General features: G+C 62.5%; 10 protein-coding genes. 8 read left to right on the forward strand and 2 right to left on the reverse strand.

Annotated features, from left to right (window positions below):
* Positions 1-7: 7 nt before the first annotated feature.
* Together IPK70_15595 and IPK70_15600 are read left to right on the forward strand one after the other, a co-directional pair.
* Positions 8-3,088, forward strand: a complete 3,081-nt coding sequence (locus IPK70_15595) for an amidohydrolase family protein (protein MBK8228584.1) — start codon at positions 8-10, stop codon at positions 3,086-3,088.
* Between the two features lie 22 nt (positions 3,089-3,110).
* Positions 3,111-4,394, forward strand: a complete 1,284-nt coding sequence (locus IPK70_15600; GenBank protein ID MBK8228585.1) for an amidohydrolase family protein — start codon at positions 3,111-3,113, stop codon at positions 4,392-4,394.
* Here the strand turns inward: IPK70_15600 and trpS are convergent.
* Positions 4,388-5,356 carry a tryptophan--tRNA ligase gene (gene trpS / locus IPK70_15605; GenBank protein ID MBK8228586.1) on the reverse strand — a complete coding sequence of 323 codons (969 nt, stop codon included), beginning with the start codon at positions 5,354-5,356 and terminating at the stop codon, positions 4,388-4,390. The two genes, IPK70_15600 and trpS, sit on opposite strands and share 7 nt — an antisense overlap.
* 74 nt (positions 5,357-5,430) lie before the next feature.
* On the opposite strand from trpS, the gene IPK70_15610 reads away from it, so the two are divergent.
* From IPK70_15610 to IPK70_15620, 3 genes are read left to right on the forward strand one after another with little or no spacing between them, the layout of a single operon-like run.
* Positions 5,431-6,264 (forward strand): 1-acyl-sn-glycerol-3-phosphate acyltransferase, encoded by an 834-nt coding sequence (locus IPK70_15610; GenBank protein MBK8228587.1) that lies wholly within the window; start codon positions 5,431-5,433, stop codon positions 6,262-6,264.
* The gene (gene gatC, locus IPK70_15615; GenBank protein ID MBK8228588.1) at positions 6,261-6,557 is read left to right on the forward strand and encodes an Asp-tRNA(Asn)/Glu-tRNA(Gln) amidotransferase subunit GatC; all 297 of its coding nucleotides are present in this window, start codon (positions 6,261-6,263) and stop codon (positions 6,555-6,557) included. Before IPK70_15610 ends, gatC begins: the two co-directional genes overlap by 4 nt.
* A 36-nt stretch (positions 6,558-6,593) precedes the next feature.
* On the forward strand, positions 6,594-7,313 hold the full coding sequence (locus IPK70_15620) for a cation transporter (GenBank protein MBK8228589.1): 720 nt from the start codon (positions 6,594-6,596) through the stop codon (positions 7,311-7,313).
* 6 nt (positions 7,314-7,319) lie between these two features.
* Here the strand turns inward: IPK70_15620 and IPK70_15625 are convergent, their stop codons facing one another.
* A complete protein-coding gene (locus tag IPK70_15625) occupies positions 7,320-8,243 on the reverse strand; it encodes a hypothetical protein (protein MBK8228590.1) in 924 nt (307 codons plus the stop codon).
* Positions 8,244-8,417: 174 nt separating this feature from the next.
* Between IPK70_15625 and IPK70_15630 the strand changes: the two genes are divergently transcribed.
* From IPK70_15630 to IPK70_15640, 3 genes are all read left to right on the forward strand, one after another.
* Positions 8,418-11,498, forward strand: coding sequence for a T9SS type A sorting domain-containing protein (locus tag IPK70_15630; protein ID MBK8228591.1), 3,081 nt, complete (start codon positions 8,418-8,420; stop codon positions 11,496-11,498).
* Between the two features lie 274 nt (positions 11,499-11,772).
* On the forward strand, positions 11,773-16,005 hold the full coding sequence (locus IPK70_15635; GenBank protein MBK8228592.1) for a T9SS type A sorting domain-containing protein: 4,233 nt from the start codon (positions 11,773-11,775) through the stop codon (positions 16,003-16,005).
* A 96-nt stretch (positions 16,006-16,101) separates the two neighbouring features.
* Entirely contained in the window at positions 16,102-16,614 is a 513-nt protein-coding gene (locus tag IPK70_15640; GenBank protein MBK8228593.1) for a hypothetical protein, read from the forward strand.
* Positions 16,615-16,627: the final 13 nt, after the last annotated feature.

The following is a 16,627-nucleotide window of genomic DNA, read 5'->3' on the forward strand; positions in this document are numbered from 1 at the left end:
GCCTCACATGCGCCTATTGCTCACCGCGCTTTTCTGCGCACCACTTGTCATCCATGCGCAGACTTCCGCGCCGCCATCGCACGTGCGCGATGCCGCGCTCAAGGTCTTCGCTTTCACCAACGCCGATCTGCACACCGATGCACGCACGGTGATCGCCAAGGCCACCTTGCTGATCCGTGATGGTGAAGTGGTGGCTGCAGGAACCGGCGTGACCATCCCCGCGGATGCCGTGGTGCGAGACCTGAGCGGACTTCACATCTGGCCTGCGCTGATCGAGCCTTACAGTGAACTAGGGCTTGCGGCCAGCACCAATGAGGAGCGCAAGGCCGAGAACAAAGGCGCACGTCATTGGAACGGTGCTCTGCGCGCTGACACCCGTGCGCACGAACTGTTCAAGGCCGATCCGGAGAAGGCGGCCAAGCTCCGCGAACAGGGCTACGGGCTGGTCATCGCGCACCGCATGGACGGCATCGCACGGGGCACGTCTTCAGCCATCTTGCTCAACGATGAAGCTCCGGCGAAGTCCATCGCGCAACCCGATGCCGCTGCGCACTTCAGTTTCCGCAAGGGCAGCTCGCCCGAGAATTACCCCAGCTCGCTCATGGGCAGCATCGCCCTCCTGCGCCAGGCCGTGCTCGACGCGCGCTGGCATGAACAGGCGGCATCGAAGGAGGCTGATGCCGTGCTCGATGCGCTTGCCGCGCAGCTCAAGGGCCGCATCGTCACGGAGGCGAGCGACCGCAATGATGTGCTGCGCTGGAGCAGATTGCTCGGTGAGTTCCAGCTCAAGGCCATCGTGAAGGGCGCTGGCGATGAGTACGCGCGGCTCCCGGAGATCAAAGCCGCAGGCCTGCCGCTCATCATCCCTTTCGCCCAGCCCGAAGCCTACGACGTCGAGGATCCCTACGATGCGCTGGAAGTGAGCTACGCGCGCCTGAAGCATTGGGAGCTCGCCATTCGCAACGCCCATCTGCTCGATAGCGCGGGCATATCCTTCGCGCTTACCACGCATGGCCGCAAGGAGCTGAAGGATATGTGGAAGGACCTGCGCAAGCTGGTCGCCAATGGGCTGGACAGCGCCAAGGCCATCGAGAAGCTGACCGCGGAACCGGCGCGCCTGTTCGGATTGGATCAGCGATACGGAGCGCTGAGACCTGGGATGCGCGCAAGCTTCATCATCACTTCGGATCACCTGCTGCATGAGAAGAACACCATCCACGAGACCTGGGTGGATGGCAAGCGCTTCATGATTGATGATGCTGCCAAGCCGAAGCTTTCGGGCACCTATGACCTCAACCTCGCTGATGTGATCCTTCACCTGGAGGTGAGCGGAGAGCCAGGCAAGCACGAGGCGCATGTGCGCAAGCCCGATGAGCCCGACAGCATGAAGGTGAAGGCGCGGCTGGAGGTCAACGGTGGTTCGGTGAGCATCAGCTGGTCGCCGAAGGGCAAGCCCGAGGAGATCACGCGTCTCAATGGCACGGTGCATGGCGGCGGCGGCGTATGGGATGGACAAGGCCAGCGCCCGGGCGGCGCATGGTTCGCTTGGAGCGCGGTGCGGAAGGCGGATCCCGCAAAAGGGAGCAAGGCGGCTAGCGGCGAACTCGCAGGTGGCAAGCGGTCCCTGAAGGACAGCCTTGAAGTGAAAGGCGCGAGGGCCGTCGGTGCGATCACGTATCCATTGGTGGGCTTTGGCTGGAAAGAAGCGCCAAGGCCGGAGACCTTCATCATCCGCAACGCGACGGTGTGGACGAACACCGCGAAGGGCATCCTGCGCAATACCGATGTGCTGATCCACGAAGGCCGGGTGATAGCGGTGGGGGAGAAGCTCGATCCGTTCGCGCTCTTCCCCGGCAAGACCAAGCCATCCGTGCAGGAGGTGGATGGCACGGGCAAGCACCTCACCTGCGGCATCGTCGATGAGCACTCGCACATCGCGATCTCGCGCGGCGTGAACGAGGGCTCGCACCACATCACCAGCGAGGTGCGCATCGGCGATGTGGTGAATCCCGATGACGTGAACATCTACCGGAACCTCGCGGGGGGCGTCACCACCATCCAGCAGCTCCACGGCAGCGCCAACGTCATCGGCGGACAGAGCGCGGTGATCAAGCTGCGCTGGGGCCACAGCGCTGACAGTCTGCTCCTGAAGGACGCGCGGCCGCGCATCAAGTTCGCGTTGGGCGAGAACGTGAAGCAGAGCAATTGGGGGCCGAGCTCGCGCTTCCCGCAAACGCGCATGGGGGTTGAGCAAGCGCTATACGATGCGTTCCACCAGGCGCGCGAGTACCGGGCTGAGCATGAACGCTGGGATGCTCTGAAGCCGAAGGAGCGATCAGGCAGGGCCGCACCGCGCCGCGAACTGCGCATGGAAGCCTTGGCCGAGATCCTGCGCGGCGAGCGCGACATCAGCTGCCACAGCTATGTGCAGAGCGAGATCGCCATGCTCATGCACGTTGCGGACAGCATGGGCTTCACCGTGAACACCTTCACGCACATCCTCGAGGGCTACAAGGTGGCGCAGGCGATGAAGGCGCACGGGGCAAGCGCCAGCACCTTCAGCGATTGGTGGGCCTACAAGCAGGAAGTGAACGACGCCATCCCCTACAATGCCGCGCTACTGCACCGCCATGGCGTGAACACGGGCATCAACAGCGACGATGCCGAGATGAGCCGACGTCTTAATCAGGAAGCCGCCAAAGCCGTGAAGTACGGCGGCGTGAGTGCGGAAGAAGCATGGAAGATGGTGACGCTGAACCCGGCGCGCATGCTGGGCCTCGACCGCCGCATCGGCAGCATTGAGCCCGGCAAGGACGCCGACATCGTGCTCTGGAGCGCCGAGCCGCTGAGCATCGATGCCCGGGCGCTCAAGACCTATGTGGACGGCGTCTGCTATTTCGATGAAGCGAAAGACCGTGAGCAGCGCGCCTGGATCGCCGCAGAGCGCGACCGCCTGGTGCGCGCCATGATGCAGGCAAAGGCTGATGGCGCGCCAACGCGCAAGGCCGGCCGCGAGCGCCCGCGTCTTTGGTGCTGCGAGGATCTGGGCGAGGATGAATACCTGATGGACGAGCATGATGGGCACTGAACGAATCACCCAGCTCTGGGCCATGCTGCTGCTCTGCGGCTTGCATGCGCATGCCCAGGTCCCCACGCCCGCGCCGCTGCAATCCAGATCGATCCTCATCACCGGCGGCACCGTGCACGTGGGTGATGGCAAGGTGATCGACGAGGGTGCCGTTGGTTTCCGAGGCGGCCGCATCGACTACGTGGGCTTCGACTATGGCGTGAAGGCGCAGTACGACACCGTGATCAACGCGAAGGGCCAACACCTCTATCCCGGCTTCATCGTGCCCGATTCGCCTCTGGGCCTGATCGAGGTGGAGCAGACGCGAGCCACCGTTGACCTGCGCGATGTTGGCCAGTACGAACCCGAGCTGCGCAGCATCAGCGCTTACAAGAGCGACTCGCGCGTAACGCCCACCATCCGTTCCAATGGAGTGCTCCTGGCGCAAGTGGCGCCGCGCGGGCTCACCATCGCGGGCACCAGCAGCGTGGTGCAGCTCGACGCTTGGGATAACGATGGGGCAACCGTGAAGGCCGATGACGGTGTTTTCATGACGTGGCCTTCAGCCTATCAGCGGCAAGGCTGGTGGGCCGAGCCGGGCGAGACCGATAGCGAGAAGAAGGACGAGCGCGTCAAGAAGCTTGAGGAGCTTCGGCAATTCTTCCGCAGAGTGAAGGCGTACGCGGCGGAGAAGTCACCCGCGATCATCGACGTGCGCATGGAAGCGATGCGAGGGCTCTTCGATGGCAGCAAGGCCCTCTTCGTCCGCGCCGACGCCGCGCGCGAGATCACCGAGGCCGTGCAATTCGCGAAGGCCGAGGGCGTGCAGCGTACCGTGATCGTGGGCGGCTACGATGCCTGGCGCGTGGCCGATCTGTTGCGCGACAACAAGGTGGATGTGGTCCTCCGCCGAACGCACAGCCTGCCCATGCGGCCCGAGGACGACGTCGACATGCCCTACAAACTGCCCGCCTTGCTGAAGGAGCGCGGCATCCGCTTCTGCCTCGGCTACACCGGCGACCACGAGCACGCCGGCGGACGCAACCTGCCTTTCACCGCTGGGACCGCACGCGCGCACGGACTCTCATCGGAGGATGCCCTTCGCGCCATCACGCTCGATGCCGCCGCCATCCTGGGCCTCGATCAGCGCTGCGGCAGCCTCGCCTTGGGCAAGGACGCCACGCTCATCGTCTCGCAGGGCGATGCCCTCGACATGCGCGGCAACGATGTGCGCTGGGCCTTCATCCAAGGCCGCCGCATCGTGCTCGATGATCACCAGAAGCAGTTGTACCGGCAGTATCAAGGAAAGCTGGAGAAGGGTCAATAACCCAACTTCTCCCGCACCCTCTTCAACACCGCGCTCGCCACGGCCCGCGCCTTGTCCGCGCCTTCCTTCAAGCGCGCGTCCAAATCGCCCTTGTCGTCCATCAAGCGGGCGTGGGTGTCGCGCTCGGTGCGGTAGCCGTCGAGAAGCGCGGCCAGCAATTCCTTCTTCGCGTGGCCGTAGCCATAGCCGCCCGCCCGGAATTTCTCCGCCATGGCCTGCACGGCATCGGCGGGTGCCACGAGCTTGAAGAGCTTGAAGACATTATTCGTTTCGGGATCCTTCGGCGCTTCGAGGGGCGCACTGTCGGTGACGATGCCCATCACATCCTGCTTCAGCTCCTTCTCCGGCGCGAAGAGGCGGATGAGGTTGTTGCGGCTCTTGCTCATCTTCTCGCCATCGGTGCCAGGCACCAGCATCACTTGCTCGTCGATGCGCGCTTCGGGCAGCACCAACGTCTCGCCCATCTGGTGATTGAAGCGCTCGGCCACATCGCGCGTGAATTCGAGGTGCTGCTTCTGGTCCTTGCCCACGGGAACCACTTCCGCGTCGTAGAGCAGGATATCGGCGGCCATGAGCATGGGGTAGGTGAAGAGCCCGCCGTTCACGTCTTCCAAGCGGTCGGCCTTGTCCTTGAAACTGTGCGCGAGGGCGAGCCGCGAGTAGGGGAAGAAGCAGCTGAGGTACCACGTGAGCTCGGTCACCTCGGGCACGTCGCTCTGGCGGTAGAACACGGTCCGCTGGGTATCCAATCCGGCGGCGAGCCAAGCGGCCGCCACGCTGTGGGTGTTGCCGCGGAGCAGGGCGGCATCCTTGATCTGCGTGAGCGCGTGCAGATCGGCGATGAAGAGGAAGCTGTCGTTGCCGGGCTTGCGGCTCTCGGCGATGGCGGGGGCGATGGCGCCGAGCACGTTGCCGAGGTGCGGCGTACCGGTGCTCTGGATGCCGGTGAGGATGCGGGGCATGGCCGGCGAAATTACCGGTGAGCGCGGCAGATACCTTCGCGGCCCTTCAGCGCCAACGTTGCGGCGGGACGAGCATGAACAAGGCCATACAAGCGGAGCGCCCCAAGGTGCGCGATGGCGATAGCCGCCGCAGTCCCTTGCCCAAGTGGCTCTTCCTGCCGTTGCGCCTGATCTACAAGGGCTGGTTCATCTTCGTGTTCTTCAGCTCGCTGGTGCTGCTCTATGTCCCGTTCCGCATCCTGCTCTATACCCCGCAGCGCTACTACAAGGCTTTCCGCCTCAAGCGCATCTGGGCCCGCTACCTGGCCTGCGCCAGCGGTGTTCCGCCCCGCATCGTGAGCAAAGCGCCCCTGCCCGAGCCACCGTACGTGATCTGCTGCAATCACAGCAGCTACATCGACATCATCCAGATGTACAATGTGATCCCGCGCTACTTCCTGTTCATCGGCAAGTACGAGCTGTTGAAGTGGCCGCTCTTCAACATGTTCTTCAAGGGCATGAACATCGCGGTGAACCGGAACGACCGGGGCGAGGCGGCGAGAGCCTTCCGCAAGGCGGCGCAAGCCATCGACCGAGGAACCAGCATCGCCATTTTCCCCGAAGGGACCATCCCGGCTTTCACTCCGCGCATGAAACCGTTCAAGGATGGCGCCTTCAAGCTGGCGATCGAGAAGCAGGTGCCCATCGTGCCAGTGACCTTCATTGACCATTGGAGGCTCTTCGGTGAGCCGATCGAGCTGCTTTCGCGCGCGCGGCCTGGCATCGCCCGGACGGTGATCCATGCCCCAATGTCAACCATTGGCCTTAGCGATCCAGACGTGCCAGCGTTGCGGAAACGCGTTTACGAGGTGATCGAGGGGCCGCTCTTGGACGACGATGCCCGGCAAGCACGAACTTCGCGGCCATGAAGATCGACGAGGCCACCCTGGACCGCATTGCCGAACTGGCACGCTTGGATTACAGCGAACCGGCCGCGCGCAGAGCCATTCTCGCCGACATGGAGAAGGTGCTCACCTTCGTGGAGAAGCTCAACGAAGTGGATACCACCGGCGTGGAGCCACTGATCTTCATGACCGATGAGGCCGATGTGCTCCGCGAGGACCTGGCCGAGACGACCATCACGAAGAAGGAAGCCTTGATGAACGCACCGGTGAAGGACAGCGATTACTTCAAGGTGCCGAGGGTGGTGGATAAGGGCTGAGGGTCCATGACGACCCGGCCGCTGCGCTGTTGACACATGAAGACCGAGCTGAGGGTTGCCGGCATGACCTGCGAAGGCTGCGCGGCGAAGGTCGCCCATCTGTTGCGGCAGCTTCCCGGAGTGGAAGAGGTGCGTGTTGATCATGCACAGGGGCTGGCCGTGATCAAGTCGAGGCGCGTTGTGTCCGAAGCAGATGCTTCCGGTGCATTGCATGGAACGAAGTACCAGGTGGTCTTGGAGGCCGGAGAAAAGGAAGCGAACGACATGGAGCCGTTCGCCCTGCGCACCTACTACCCGCTCGCCTTGGTGATCAGCTTCATCACGCTTGTTTCTGCGATCACCTCGTGGAGCCACGGAACCATCGACCCCATGCGCTTCATGGCGCACTTCATGGCGGGCTTCTTCATCGCCTTCTCATTCTTCAAGCTGCTCGATGTGCGTGGCTTCGCCGATAGCTACGCGGGCTACGACCTGCTGGCGATGAAATGGAAAGGCTATGGCCTAGTGTACCCCTTCATCGAATCGGCACTGGGCGCGGGTTATCTGCTCGTGGCCCATGCGTGGTGGCTGAATGTGGCCACCATCGGGGTCATGGGCTTCAGCCTGCTGGGCGTTTTGCGCGCGGTGCTGAACAAGCAGAGGATTCGCTGCGCGTGCTTGGGCACCGTCTTCAATCTTCCTATGAGCACGGTGACCATCGCGGAAGACGCGCTGATGATCGCGATGGCGGCGCTGATGCTCGTGCTCGGCGCATGATGCGCGTCAAGCCTCAGCGGCGACCTTCTCCTTGTGCGTGATCAACGGCGCCGCGCTGTTCTTCTTTGGCAATCCATCGCTCCAGCGCGCACGTGGCCGCGTGCCCAATTCCCGCCAGCCGAAGACCAAGGTGATCGTGACGGCGCTGATGAAATTGACCACCACGAAGCCCGTCACGAAGTTGGCATTGCCCGCATGCCAATCGGGCAGCACCGGTATGATGAAAAAGGCGCAGTTGCTGATGATCTGCATGATGAGGAGCACGGTGCCGCTGTGCGTCATGTTGTAGGTCCAGCCCAGCAGGATCGTGAGGCTCACCATGCTCAGCAGGAATACCGGCCAGGGGTATCCGTCGGGCACGCCCTCGCCCACCAGCAGCATCGGCAGGTACCAGAGCCCCCAAGAGATGCCCACGAGCAGGCAAGAGCGGAAAGCGCTGTAACGCTCTTGCATGCGGGTCACGCAGAATTTCATCCAGGCCGTCTCCTCCACGAAGGCGATGCCGACGATGAACGGCATGTTGTTCAGCAACAGACCAAGGCTGTGAATAAGGCCGCCCGGCCCATTTCCTGCGGCCCACCCAGGCCAACCGTCGATGCCAAGCAGCCAGATCCCGAACACGCCCAAGTAGGTGAATAGGAACTTCCAGCCGAAGGCCAGCGCATACCATTGGGGCCCCACGCGCCATTTGAAGAAGGCGCCGAAGAGGTTGCGGAGCCCGGCGCTGCCCTCAAACCATGCCGTGAGCAGAATGGCGAAGAGCAGCGGTCCGAAGGCCCTGAGACGGAACACATTATGCGCAGTCGGGTCGTCGTGGATGCGGGCCCCCTCCGGAAGATGCCAATCAACGAAGCCGACCACGGCGAATTGGAAGCCGAGCGTGAGTGCCACGAAGGTGAGCACCGGGTAACGGGCAAGGGTGGTTTTCATGCTTCGTGGGCGAAACTAGACGGCTCAAATAGCCTTTGCCGTTAAGGCTGCGCTGCTAAACTCACATGTTCCTGTGAACTGCGATGGATCGCGCGCCATTGATGAATAGGCCCAGATTCTGTTTGGAAACGTGAAGGCTGGTGCGTCACTTCGCTGCCTCAAACCCAAACCACGATGATGAATTTCTTTACCCTTCGGGCACTCGGATGCGGCCTGGCCGTGGCCGGAGCTCTCGGCCTTGCGGCGCAGTCGCGCATGGATACGCGCTCCAAGGCGGATCGGCCGAACGTCGCCGGTGCCGCCCTGCGCCGAGCTCCGCAGGCACAGCTGAAGCACAATAACAGCAATGGCCTCGTTTCGCGCGGCGGCGGCTATTGCGCGGCGAGCGCCTCAGGCTCCATCGATTTCGATCTCGATGAGCGGATCGTCAACGTCGCCTTCTCGAACATCAACAATGCCACGGCCAACGCGGCACCCATCGCGCCGGCCTACACCTTGTACCCCACGCCAGCGGGCAATGTGACCGCAGGTATGACCTACACCCTGAGCGTGAACGTGAACACCACCACGCTCACCACCGGGTTCAGCGAGAGCCAAGTGCTGGCTTGGATCGATTACAATCAGGACTTCGATTTCGGCGATGCCGGAGAGCAGGTGCTGATCTCCGCGATCGGAGCGCTTGATATCTACTCGGGTGATGTCACCATTCCCTTGGGCGCCACCTTGGGCACCACGCGAATGCGCATCCGCTTGCACGACACGCACGACGGCACCGATTACATCAATGTCTTCAACGACACTCCCTGCGGCGATGCGAGCTACGGCGAGATCGAGGACTATGTGCTGAACATCACCGCTGGCGGCGGCGGCGCCCCGTCCAACGACCTTTGCGCGAACGCAGCCCTGATCGGAGTGAATTCCATCTGCGTGACCACTGCAGGCACCACGGAGAATGCCACGCAGTCGGTTGCCCCAGCGGCATGCAGCGGCTTCACGGCAACCTCGGCGAATGATGTATGGTTCACGTTCACGGCAACCACGGCAAGCACCACGATTGAAGTGACCGGTGCCGGTGACGCCACCACTGGCATGGATCCCGTGCTGGAAGCATTCAGCGGCACCTGCGCAACGCTCACATCCTTGGGCTGCATCGATGCCACGTTGCGCGGCGGCACGGAATCGCTCACCATCACCACCACGCCGGGCACGAGCTACTTCTATCGCGTGTATTACTGGCCGTACGTTCCCCAGACCGTCTTCGGCTATACCACCTGTGTGATCAGCGTGGGCGCTGGAAGCGCCCCGCCGAATGACCTCTGCACCAATGCCTCTGTAATCGGGGTGAATGCCACGTGCGTGAGCACGCCCGGCACCACGGAGAACGCCACGCAATCACTGGCGCCAGCCGCTTGCAGCGGCTTCACGGCGACCTCAGCGAACGATGTGTGGTACACCTTCACCGCCACGGCCGCGAGCACCACGATCGAAGTGACCGGAGCGGGCGATGCCACCACCGGCATGGATCCAGTGCTTGAGGCCTTCAGCGGCAGCTGCATCGCGCTCACCTCCTTGGGGTGCATCGATGCAACCCTGCGCGGCGGCACCGAGACGCTCACGATCACCACCACTCCGGGCACGACCTACCTGTACCGCGTGTACTACTGGCCATATGTTCCGCAGACCGTTTTCGGCTTCACCACCTGCGTGATCGCGGGAGGCGGTGGCGGCACTCCTCCGAATGATGATTGCACCGGCGCCGTCGCCGCGAACATCGCTGTGCCTGGCTCCAACACCTTCAGCGGTGACAACACCGGAGCCACGGAGGACGGAACCACAGGGTTCGTGATCGTCTGGGAGGCGTTCACCATCGCTGCATGCGCCAACGTGGACATCAATTATTGCGTGCCCGGGTCCGAGTTCGACGACTTCCTCGTCAATCTGTCCGTGGGTTGCCCTGACTTCCTTACCGGAATCCTCACAGGAACCGTTTCTGTTGACAACTGCACGCTGAGCTTCGCGGAACTCGCTGCTGGCACCTACTACATCCCCGTGCTCGTTGATCCAGTGAACACGCCGGTTGGCGCTTACAGCATCGAGGTGATCACAACCGCTTGCGGTGGCGGTGGCACCCCGCCCAACGATCTCTGCACGGCCGTGACCCCGGTGGGCCTCAGTGTGCCGGGCAGCGTTGATTTCAGCGGCGATAACACCGGGGCCACCGATACTGAAGAGCTCGGCTTCGGCAACGTATGGCACTCCTTCACGACCACGGAATGCGCCAATATCACGTTGTCGTACTGCGCTACCACGCCGGCCTTCGAGAACTCGTTCCTCAACCTCTTCATCGGCTGCCCATTCACCGATTTCGTGGAGGCAGCCTCCTTTGAGACCACGAGCTGCGGCAACGATAACGTGACCATCCAATACACGAACGTGCCTGCCGGCACCTATTACTACCCCGTGCTCACCGATGTCGGTTCCGTTGGGCCGTACACCATCAACGTGGCAGCAGCACCTTGCGCACCGCCGAGCGATTACTGCGAGGCCAGCGCGAACTCGCTGCAGTTCGAGAAGATCAGCAACGTGACTTTCGCAGGGATCAACAACAACAGCGTGAGCAATGCAGGCTATGAGGATTTCACGCTGGGCACGGCCGCTTCCGTGGTGGCCGGCCAATCCTACCCGTTGAGCGTCACCACCGCTGGCGGTTTCGCCACCGATCAGGTGCTGGCTTGGGTGGATTGGGACCATAACTCCGTGTTCGATGCCGGTGAGATCATCTTCAGCTCCGCGCCGGGCATTGGCCCCTTCAATGGGAATGTGACCGTGCCGCTCACGGCTGCGGCTGGACCAACGCGCATGCGCGTCCGCTTGCACGACACCTATGTGGGCGCCAACTATCCGAACACCCCGAACCCTACACCGTGCGACACCAGCACATACGGCCAAGTGGAGGATTACACGGTGGACATGATCGGCATCATCACCGGGGCGTCGGGCCTGAGCGAGGCGGAATTCGGCGTGTACCCGAACCCGACCGATGGCAACATGATCGTGCGCACCGGAAACCTGCACGGCAGCGTGCTCATCGAGGTGATGGACGCCTTGGGCCGCGTGGCCTTTGCGGAGCAGCGCACGGTGGCCAAGTCCTCCAGCATGCCGATCAGCTTGGCCGGTATTCTGGCCAAGGGCACGTATCTGGTGCGGATGTCGACCACCGACGCCCGTGAGGAGCAGCGCATCGTGATCCGCTGAGCCTTCTGAATCGAGTTTTGCGGGGCGGCCGATTCGGCCGCCCCGCTCTTTTTCGTGAATGCGGCTCGCGGTTGTGGATAAATCATTCGATGGATCGGACGAATCGGCCTGCGAGCACTGGAATATTTGCCCCTCAATGCAGAGGCTTACAGGTCAAACAGCGGGATTCCGCTGGTCGTGCCGGTCGAACCAGGCGACGAACCATGGAAATGCCTTGTCCTGAACCTGCGGCAGCCCCCGCCAACGCCCACTGTCAGAACCCAAATCGTTTACCATGATCAGACATCTTCTCTTCAGTCTCATCGCCGTCTGGGGCCTTGCTCCAATGGCCGCCTTCGCGCAGCCTGCCAACGACGATTGCGCCGGTGCGATTGAGCTCACGCCCAACGCCACTTGCATCCCTGTGGCAGGGGATGTTACCGATGCGACCCAGAGCATACCGGGTCCCGCGTTCTGCGATGGATTCAATGCCACACCGGATGACGATGTGTGGTACCGTTTCACCGCAACGGCTACGGACCATCTGATCCTGGTGCAGGGCAGTACCAGTTTCGATGCGGTGATCCAGCTTCGGGGCGGCGCATGCAACGGTGCGCCCATCGATTGCCAGGACGTGGTGAGCGCGGGCGGGCTCGAAGTGCTGGAGGCCACCGGCCTCACGGTGGGGACTGAATACCTGGTGCGCGTGTTCTCCTACGGGGCCACGGTTCCGGCCACTACCACCTTCACCATCTGCATCACCACGGGCACCGTGCCGCCCAACGATAACTGCGCCGGCGCCATCGAGCTCTTCCCTTCGTCCTCGTGCGATCCGGTGGCTGGCACAACGGAGAACGCCACCGCAAGCATTACCGGGCTGGTGACGTGCACGGGCAATCTGGCCAACCCGAATGACGATGTCTGGTACAGTTTCGTGGCCACCAGCATTGACCACACGGTGATCGTGGCGCCGAGCGCCTCATTCAATCCAGTGATCCAGCTGCGCGATGGAAGCGGGGGCTGCAATGGCGCGCCGATCAGCTGCCAGAATGCAGGTGGCGCCGGGATCAATGAGGCCATGAGCCTCACAGGCCTCACGGTGGGCGTGACCTACTTCCTGCGTGTCTTCCATTTCGAAGCGATCGCACCAGCCACGCACACGTTCACCATCTGCGTGACCACCGGCCTGGCCCTCCCCAATGATGCCTGCGCCGATGCCATCGTGCTCACCCCTGGAGCCGTTTGCAACCCCGTGACGGGCACCACGGAAAACGCGACGGAGAGCATACCCGGACTTGTTGATTGCTCAGGCAATCTGGCCAATGCGAATGACGATGTGTGGTACGCCTTCGTGGCCACCGCCACGGAGCACTCGGTGACCGTGGTGCCGAGCGCTTCGTTCAATGCGGCGGTGCAACTGCGCGATGGAAGCGGCGGCTGCAACGGATCGCCGATCACCTGCCAGGACGCGGCAGGTGCGGGGCAGACCGAATTGATGAGCCTCACGGGCCTCACGATCGGCAATACCTACTTCCTGCGCGTGTTCCATTTCGAAGCGATCGCACCCGCCACCCACACGTTCACCATCTGCATCACCAATGGCTTGGCGCCGCCCAATGACGATTGCGCCAATGCCATCGAGCTCAGCCCGAATCCCGTCTGCAACCCGGTGGCGGGAACCACGGAGAACGCCACAGGGAGCATCGCTGGGCTGGTGACCTGCTCCGGTTTCCTGGGAAACCCGAACGATGATGTCTGGTACACGTTCGTGGCCACCGCCACGGAGCATGTGGTGAACGTCGATGTGAGCGCTGGATTCGACCCGGTGGTGCAGCTCCGCGATGGCACCACGGGCTGCAACGGTGCGCCCATCATCTGTTATGCCGAGGGCTCAACTGGCGTAGGCGTGAGCTTGAACTTCACTGGGCTCACCATCGGAAACACCTACTTCCTTCGGGTATTCCATTACCAAGCCTCCGCGCCGACGACCTCCACCTTCACCATCTGCGTGCAGGGCCCAGCACCGCTGACCTGCGATGCCGATGCCAGCACCCTCTCTCCCAACCGGCCCGAGGTCTGCTTCGAGGACGGCCCAACGCTCATTGATGCTGCTTTCGATTCCCTGCCTGCCGTGCCGGTCGGCTATCAGGTGCTGCATGTGCTCACCTCCGGGCCCGACCTCGTCATTGAGCAGACCGGCGCTGCCCCGGCCTTCTTCGTTGATGCCTTGGGCGATTACACCATCCACACGCTTGTTTACGACCCGAATACCCTCGACCTGAGCGGTGTAGTGCTAGGTGTCACGCAAGCGGGTGAGATCCTCAGCCAGCTCATTCAAGGCGGAGGAACCGTATGCGGCAGCCTCGATGTAGCGGGTGCTCCTGTGGCCGTGATCGAATGCCTTGAGTGCGAAGCCGATGCAGGCACCATCACCGCCGATGATGAATCTGTTTGCCTGGAAGCTGGTGAAGCCACCATTTCCGCTGCGCCTGACGGCAACGCGGTTGTGCCCAGTGGCTACAGCGTGGTTTACGTGCTCACCACAGGTGGTGACCTCGTGATCCTCGATGCCGGTGCTGACCCCACCTTCACGGTGAACACAGCTGGCGACTACACGATCCACACCTTGGTCTACGACCCGGCCACATTGGACCTGGGCATCGTTGAGTTCGGCGTCACCACCGGCGGCGATGTGCTCCAATACATCCTGGACAATGCGATTTGCGCCAGCCTTGATGCTGCGGGTGCGCCGATCACTGTGGAGGATTGCGCGTGCCTTGCCAATGCAGGAACCATCACCGCTGATCAGGACACCTATTGCCTCGATGCCGGCGGATCCGTGATCATCGTGGCAACGCCGAACGGCGATGCAGTGGTGCCCAGCGGCTATGAGACCTTGTATGTCCTCACGCAAGGTGCTGGCCTGGTGATCCTGGAAGCGGATGTTGCGCCCTTCTTCCAAGTGGAGGAGGTCGGCGACTACACGATCCACACCTTGGTGTACGATCCGAACACCTTGGATTTGGGCATCGTTGAGTTCGGCGTCACCACCGGCTTCGATGTGATCCAGTACATCACGGACAACAGCATCTGCGCGAGCCTTGATGCTGCGGGTGCTCCCATGACGGTGGAGAATTGCATCGTGTGTGATGCCACTGCAGGTGAACTGGCCATCGACGCGAGCCCGGTCTGCCTGATGATGGGCGAGGCCCAAGTGAGCGCTACGTTCACGGTGGCGCCTACCGTGCCCGATGGCTACGAGGTGGGCTATGTCCTCACCGAGGGCGCTGGCTTGGTGATCGTTGGACTCAATGGAAGCCCGGTCTTCAGCGTGGCGCAACCCGGGAACTATACCATCCACACGGTGGTCTATGACCCGCTCACCATCGATCTGAGCCTGATTGAATTGGGCGTCACCACCGGCTTTGAGGTCAATGCGCTGCTGGTGCAGGGCGGGGGCATCATCTGCGGAGCGCTCGATGTGGCTGGCGCTCCAGTGGTCGTGAACGATTGCAGCCCAGTGAACGACGATTGCGTCAGTTCCGCGTCGTTGGCGATCAATGCCGTGGACGACTGCCCGGCCAACGCCACCGCCGGCGACAATACTTACGCGGACATGGACGGTGCCGTGCCGAGCTGCGATGCAGGGGGCAGCTACCTCTTCGATGTCTGGTACACGTTCAACGCGGACCAGAACACGGAGGTCACCCTCAACTTCGATCCCGGCACCATGGAGGATTGGGCCATTGCCATCTTCGATGCCTGCGGCGGCAATGAGCTGGGATGCTACACGAATCCCACCGACCCCATTGTCATTGCCACCTCGCCCTTCACCGATTATGTGGTGCAGGTGTACAGCAACTTCACCGACGGTGACGGCGGGCAGTTCTTCATCTGCCTCACCGGCGAAACGCCAACGGTGGTCTGCGATGGCGGTCAGGTGCAGACCAGCGGCGGCTTCTTCAGCCTGGATGTCTGCCAGGACTCCGAGGCCGATGTCGTCGACTTCATCACTAGCAGCGCCAGCGGAGAGCAATATGCATTCGTGCTCACGGATGACAACGACGTGATCGTGGCGGTGCTCGTGGGCGGCTCGCTCGATTTCAATAGCGCGCCGCTCGGCCTGTACCGCGTGTGGGGCGTGAGCTACAACGGCGACCTCGTGGGCGCCGAGCCCGGCCTGCTCGCAACGGATGTCACTTCAACCGGGACCTGCATCTCGTTGAGCGCGAACTACGTGCTTGTGAACGTGGACATCTGCGATGGCATGGCCGATGCGGCAGCAACTGCTTGGAACCTTTACCCGAACCCGGGCACCGGCGAATTCAGCTTGGTTGGCCCAGCCGATGGCGCCACGCAGGTAAGTGTAGTGGACCTCAGCGGCCGAGTGGTGTACGCCGATCAGGTCACCATGACCCAAGGCCAGCCGATCCCATTCGATTTGAAAGGCCAACTGGCGCCTGGGGCTTACGCAGTGCGTGTCAATGGCGCAGGTCAGGCCGTTACGCTGCGCATGGTGGTGCGCTGAACGATCTGATCCGATTCTGCACGGGGCGGGCCATTGGGCCCGCCCCGCTGCGTTGAGCCCGTAACCACCCGGCTGCCAGTGGGGTAAAAGGCCCCCATGGAACGCAACGCACTCACCTTCCTGGCCACGCTCCTGAGCACATGGGCGCTGGCTCAGCAAAGCGATACCCGCATTCTGGAGGTCACCGGCCGGATCTCGGACGGCGACAAGAAGCTGCCTGGTTGCGAAGTGGTGGTCTATGATGGCAATGACATCGTCGGAACACAGGTGACGGATAAGAGCGGTCGCTTCGCCCTTGGCCTCGGACTGCAGAAGGAGTTCGCCATCGTATTCCAGAAGGAGGGCTTCCTCCCTAAGCGCATGCTCGTTGACACGCGCGGAAAGGTGCCGACGGAACTCGAGCACTTGGCGCCCATCGAGATGGAGATGAGCATGCTGCCGGCCGGCAAGTACGAAGGGGCAGACACCGATGTGCTGGATTTCCCGTTCGCCATGGTGAAGTGGAACCGGCAATTGCTGGCTTTCGTGCAGGACCAGCAATACACCGTTGACATGATGCGCGCCAATGGCGCTGCGCTGCTCCAAGCGGGCCGGTCGGTGAAGCACTGACCTGGGCATCCGG

The sequence above is a fragment of the Flavobacteriales bacterium genome, from assembly GCA_016712535.1.
Taxonomy (GTDB): domain Bacteria; phylum Bacteroidota; class Bacteroidia; order Flavobacteriales_F; family PHOS-HE28; genus PHOS-HE28.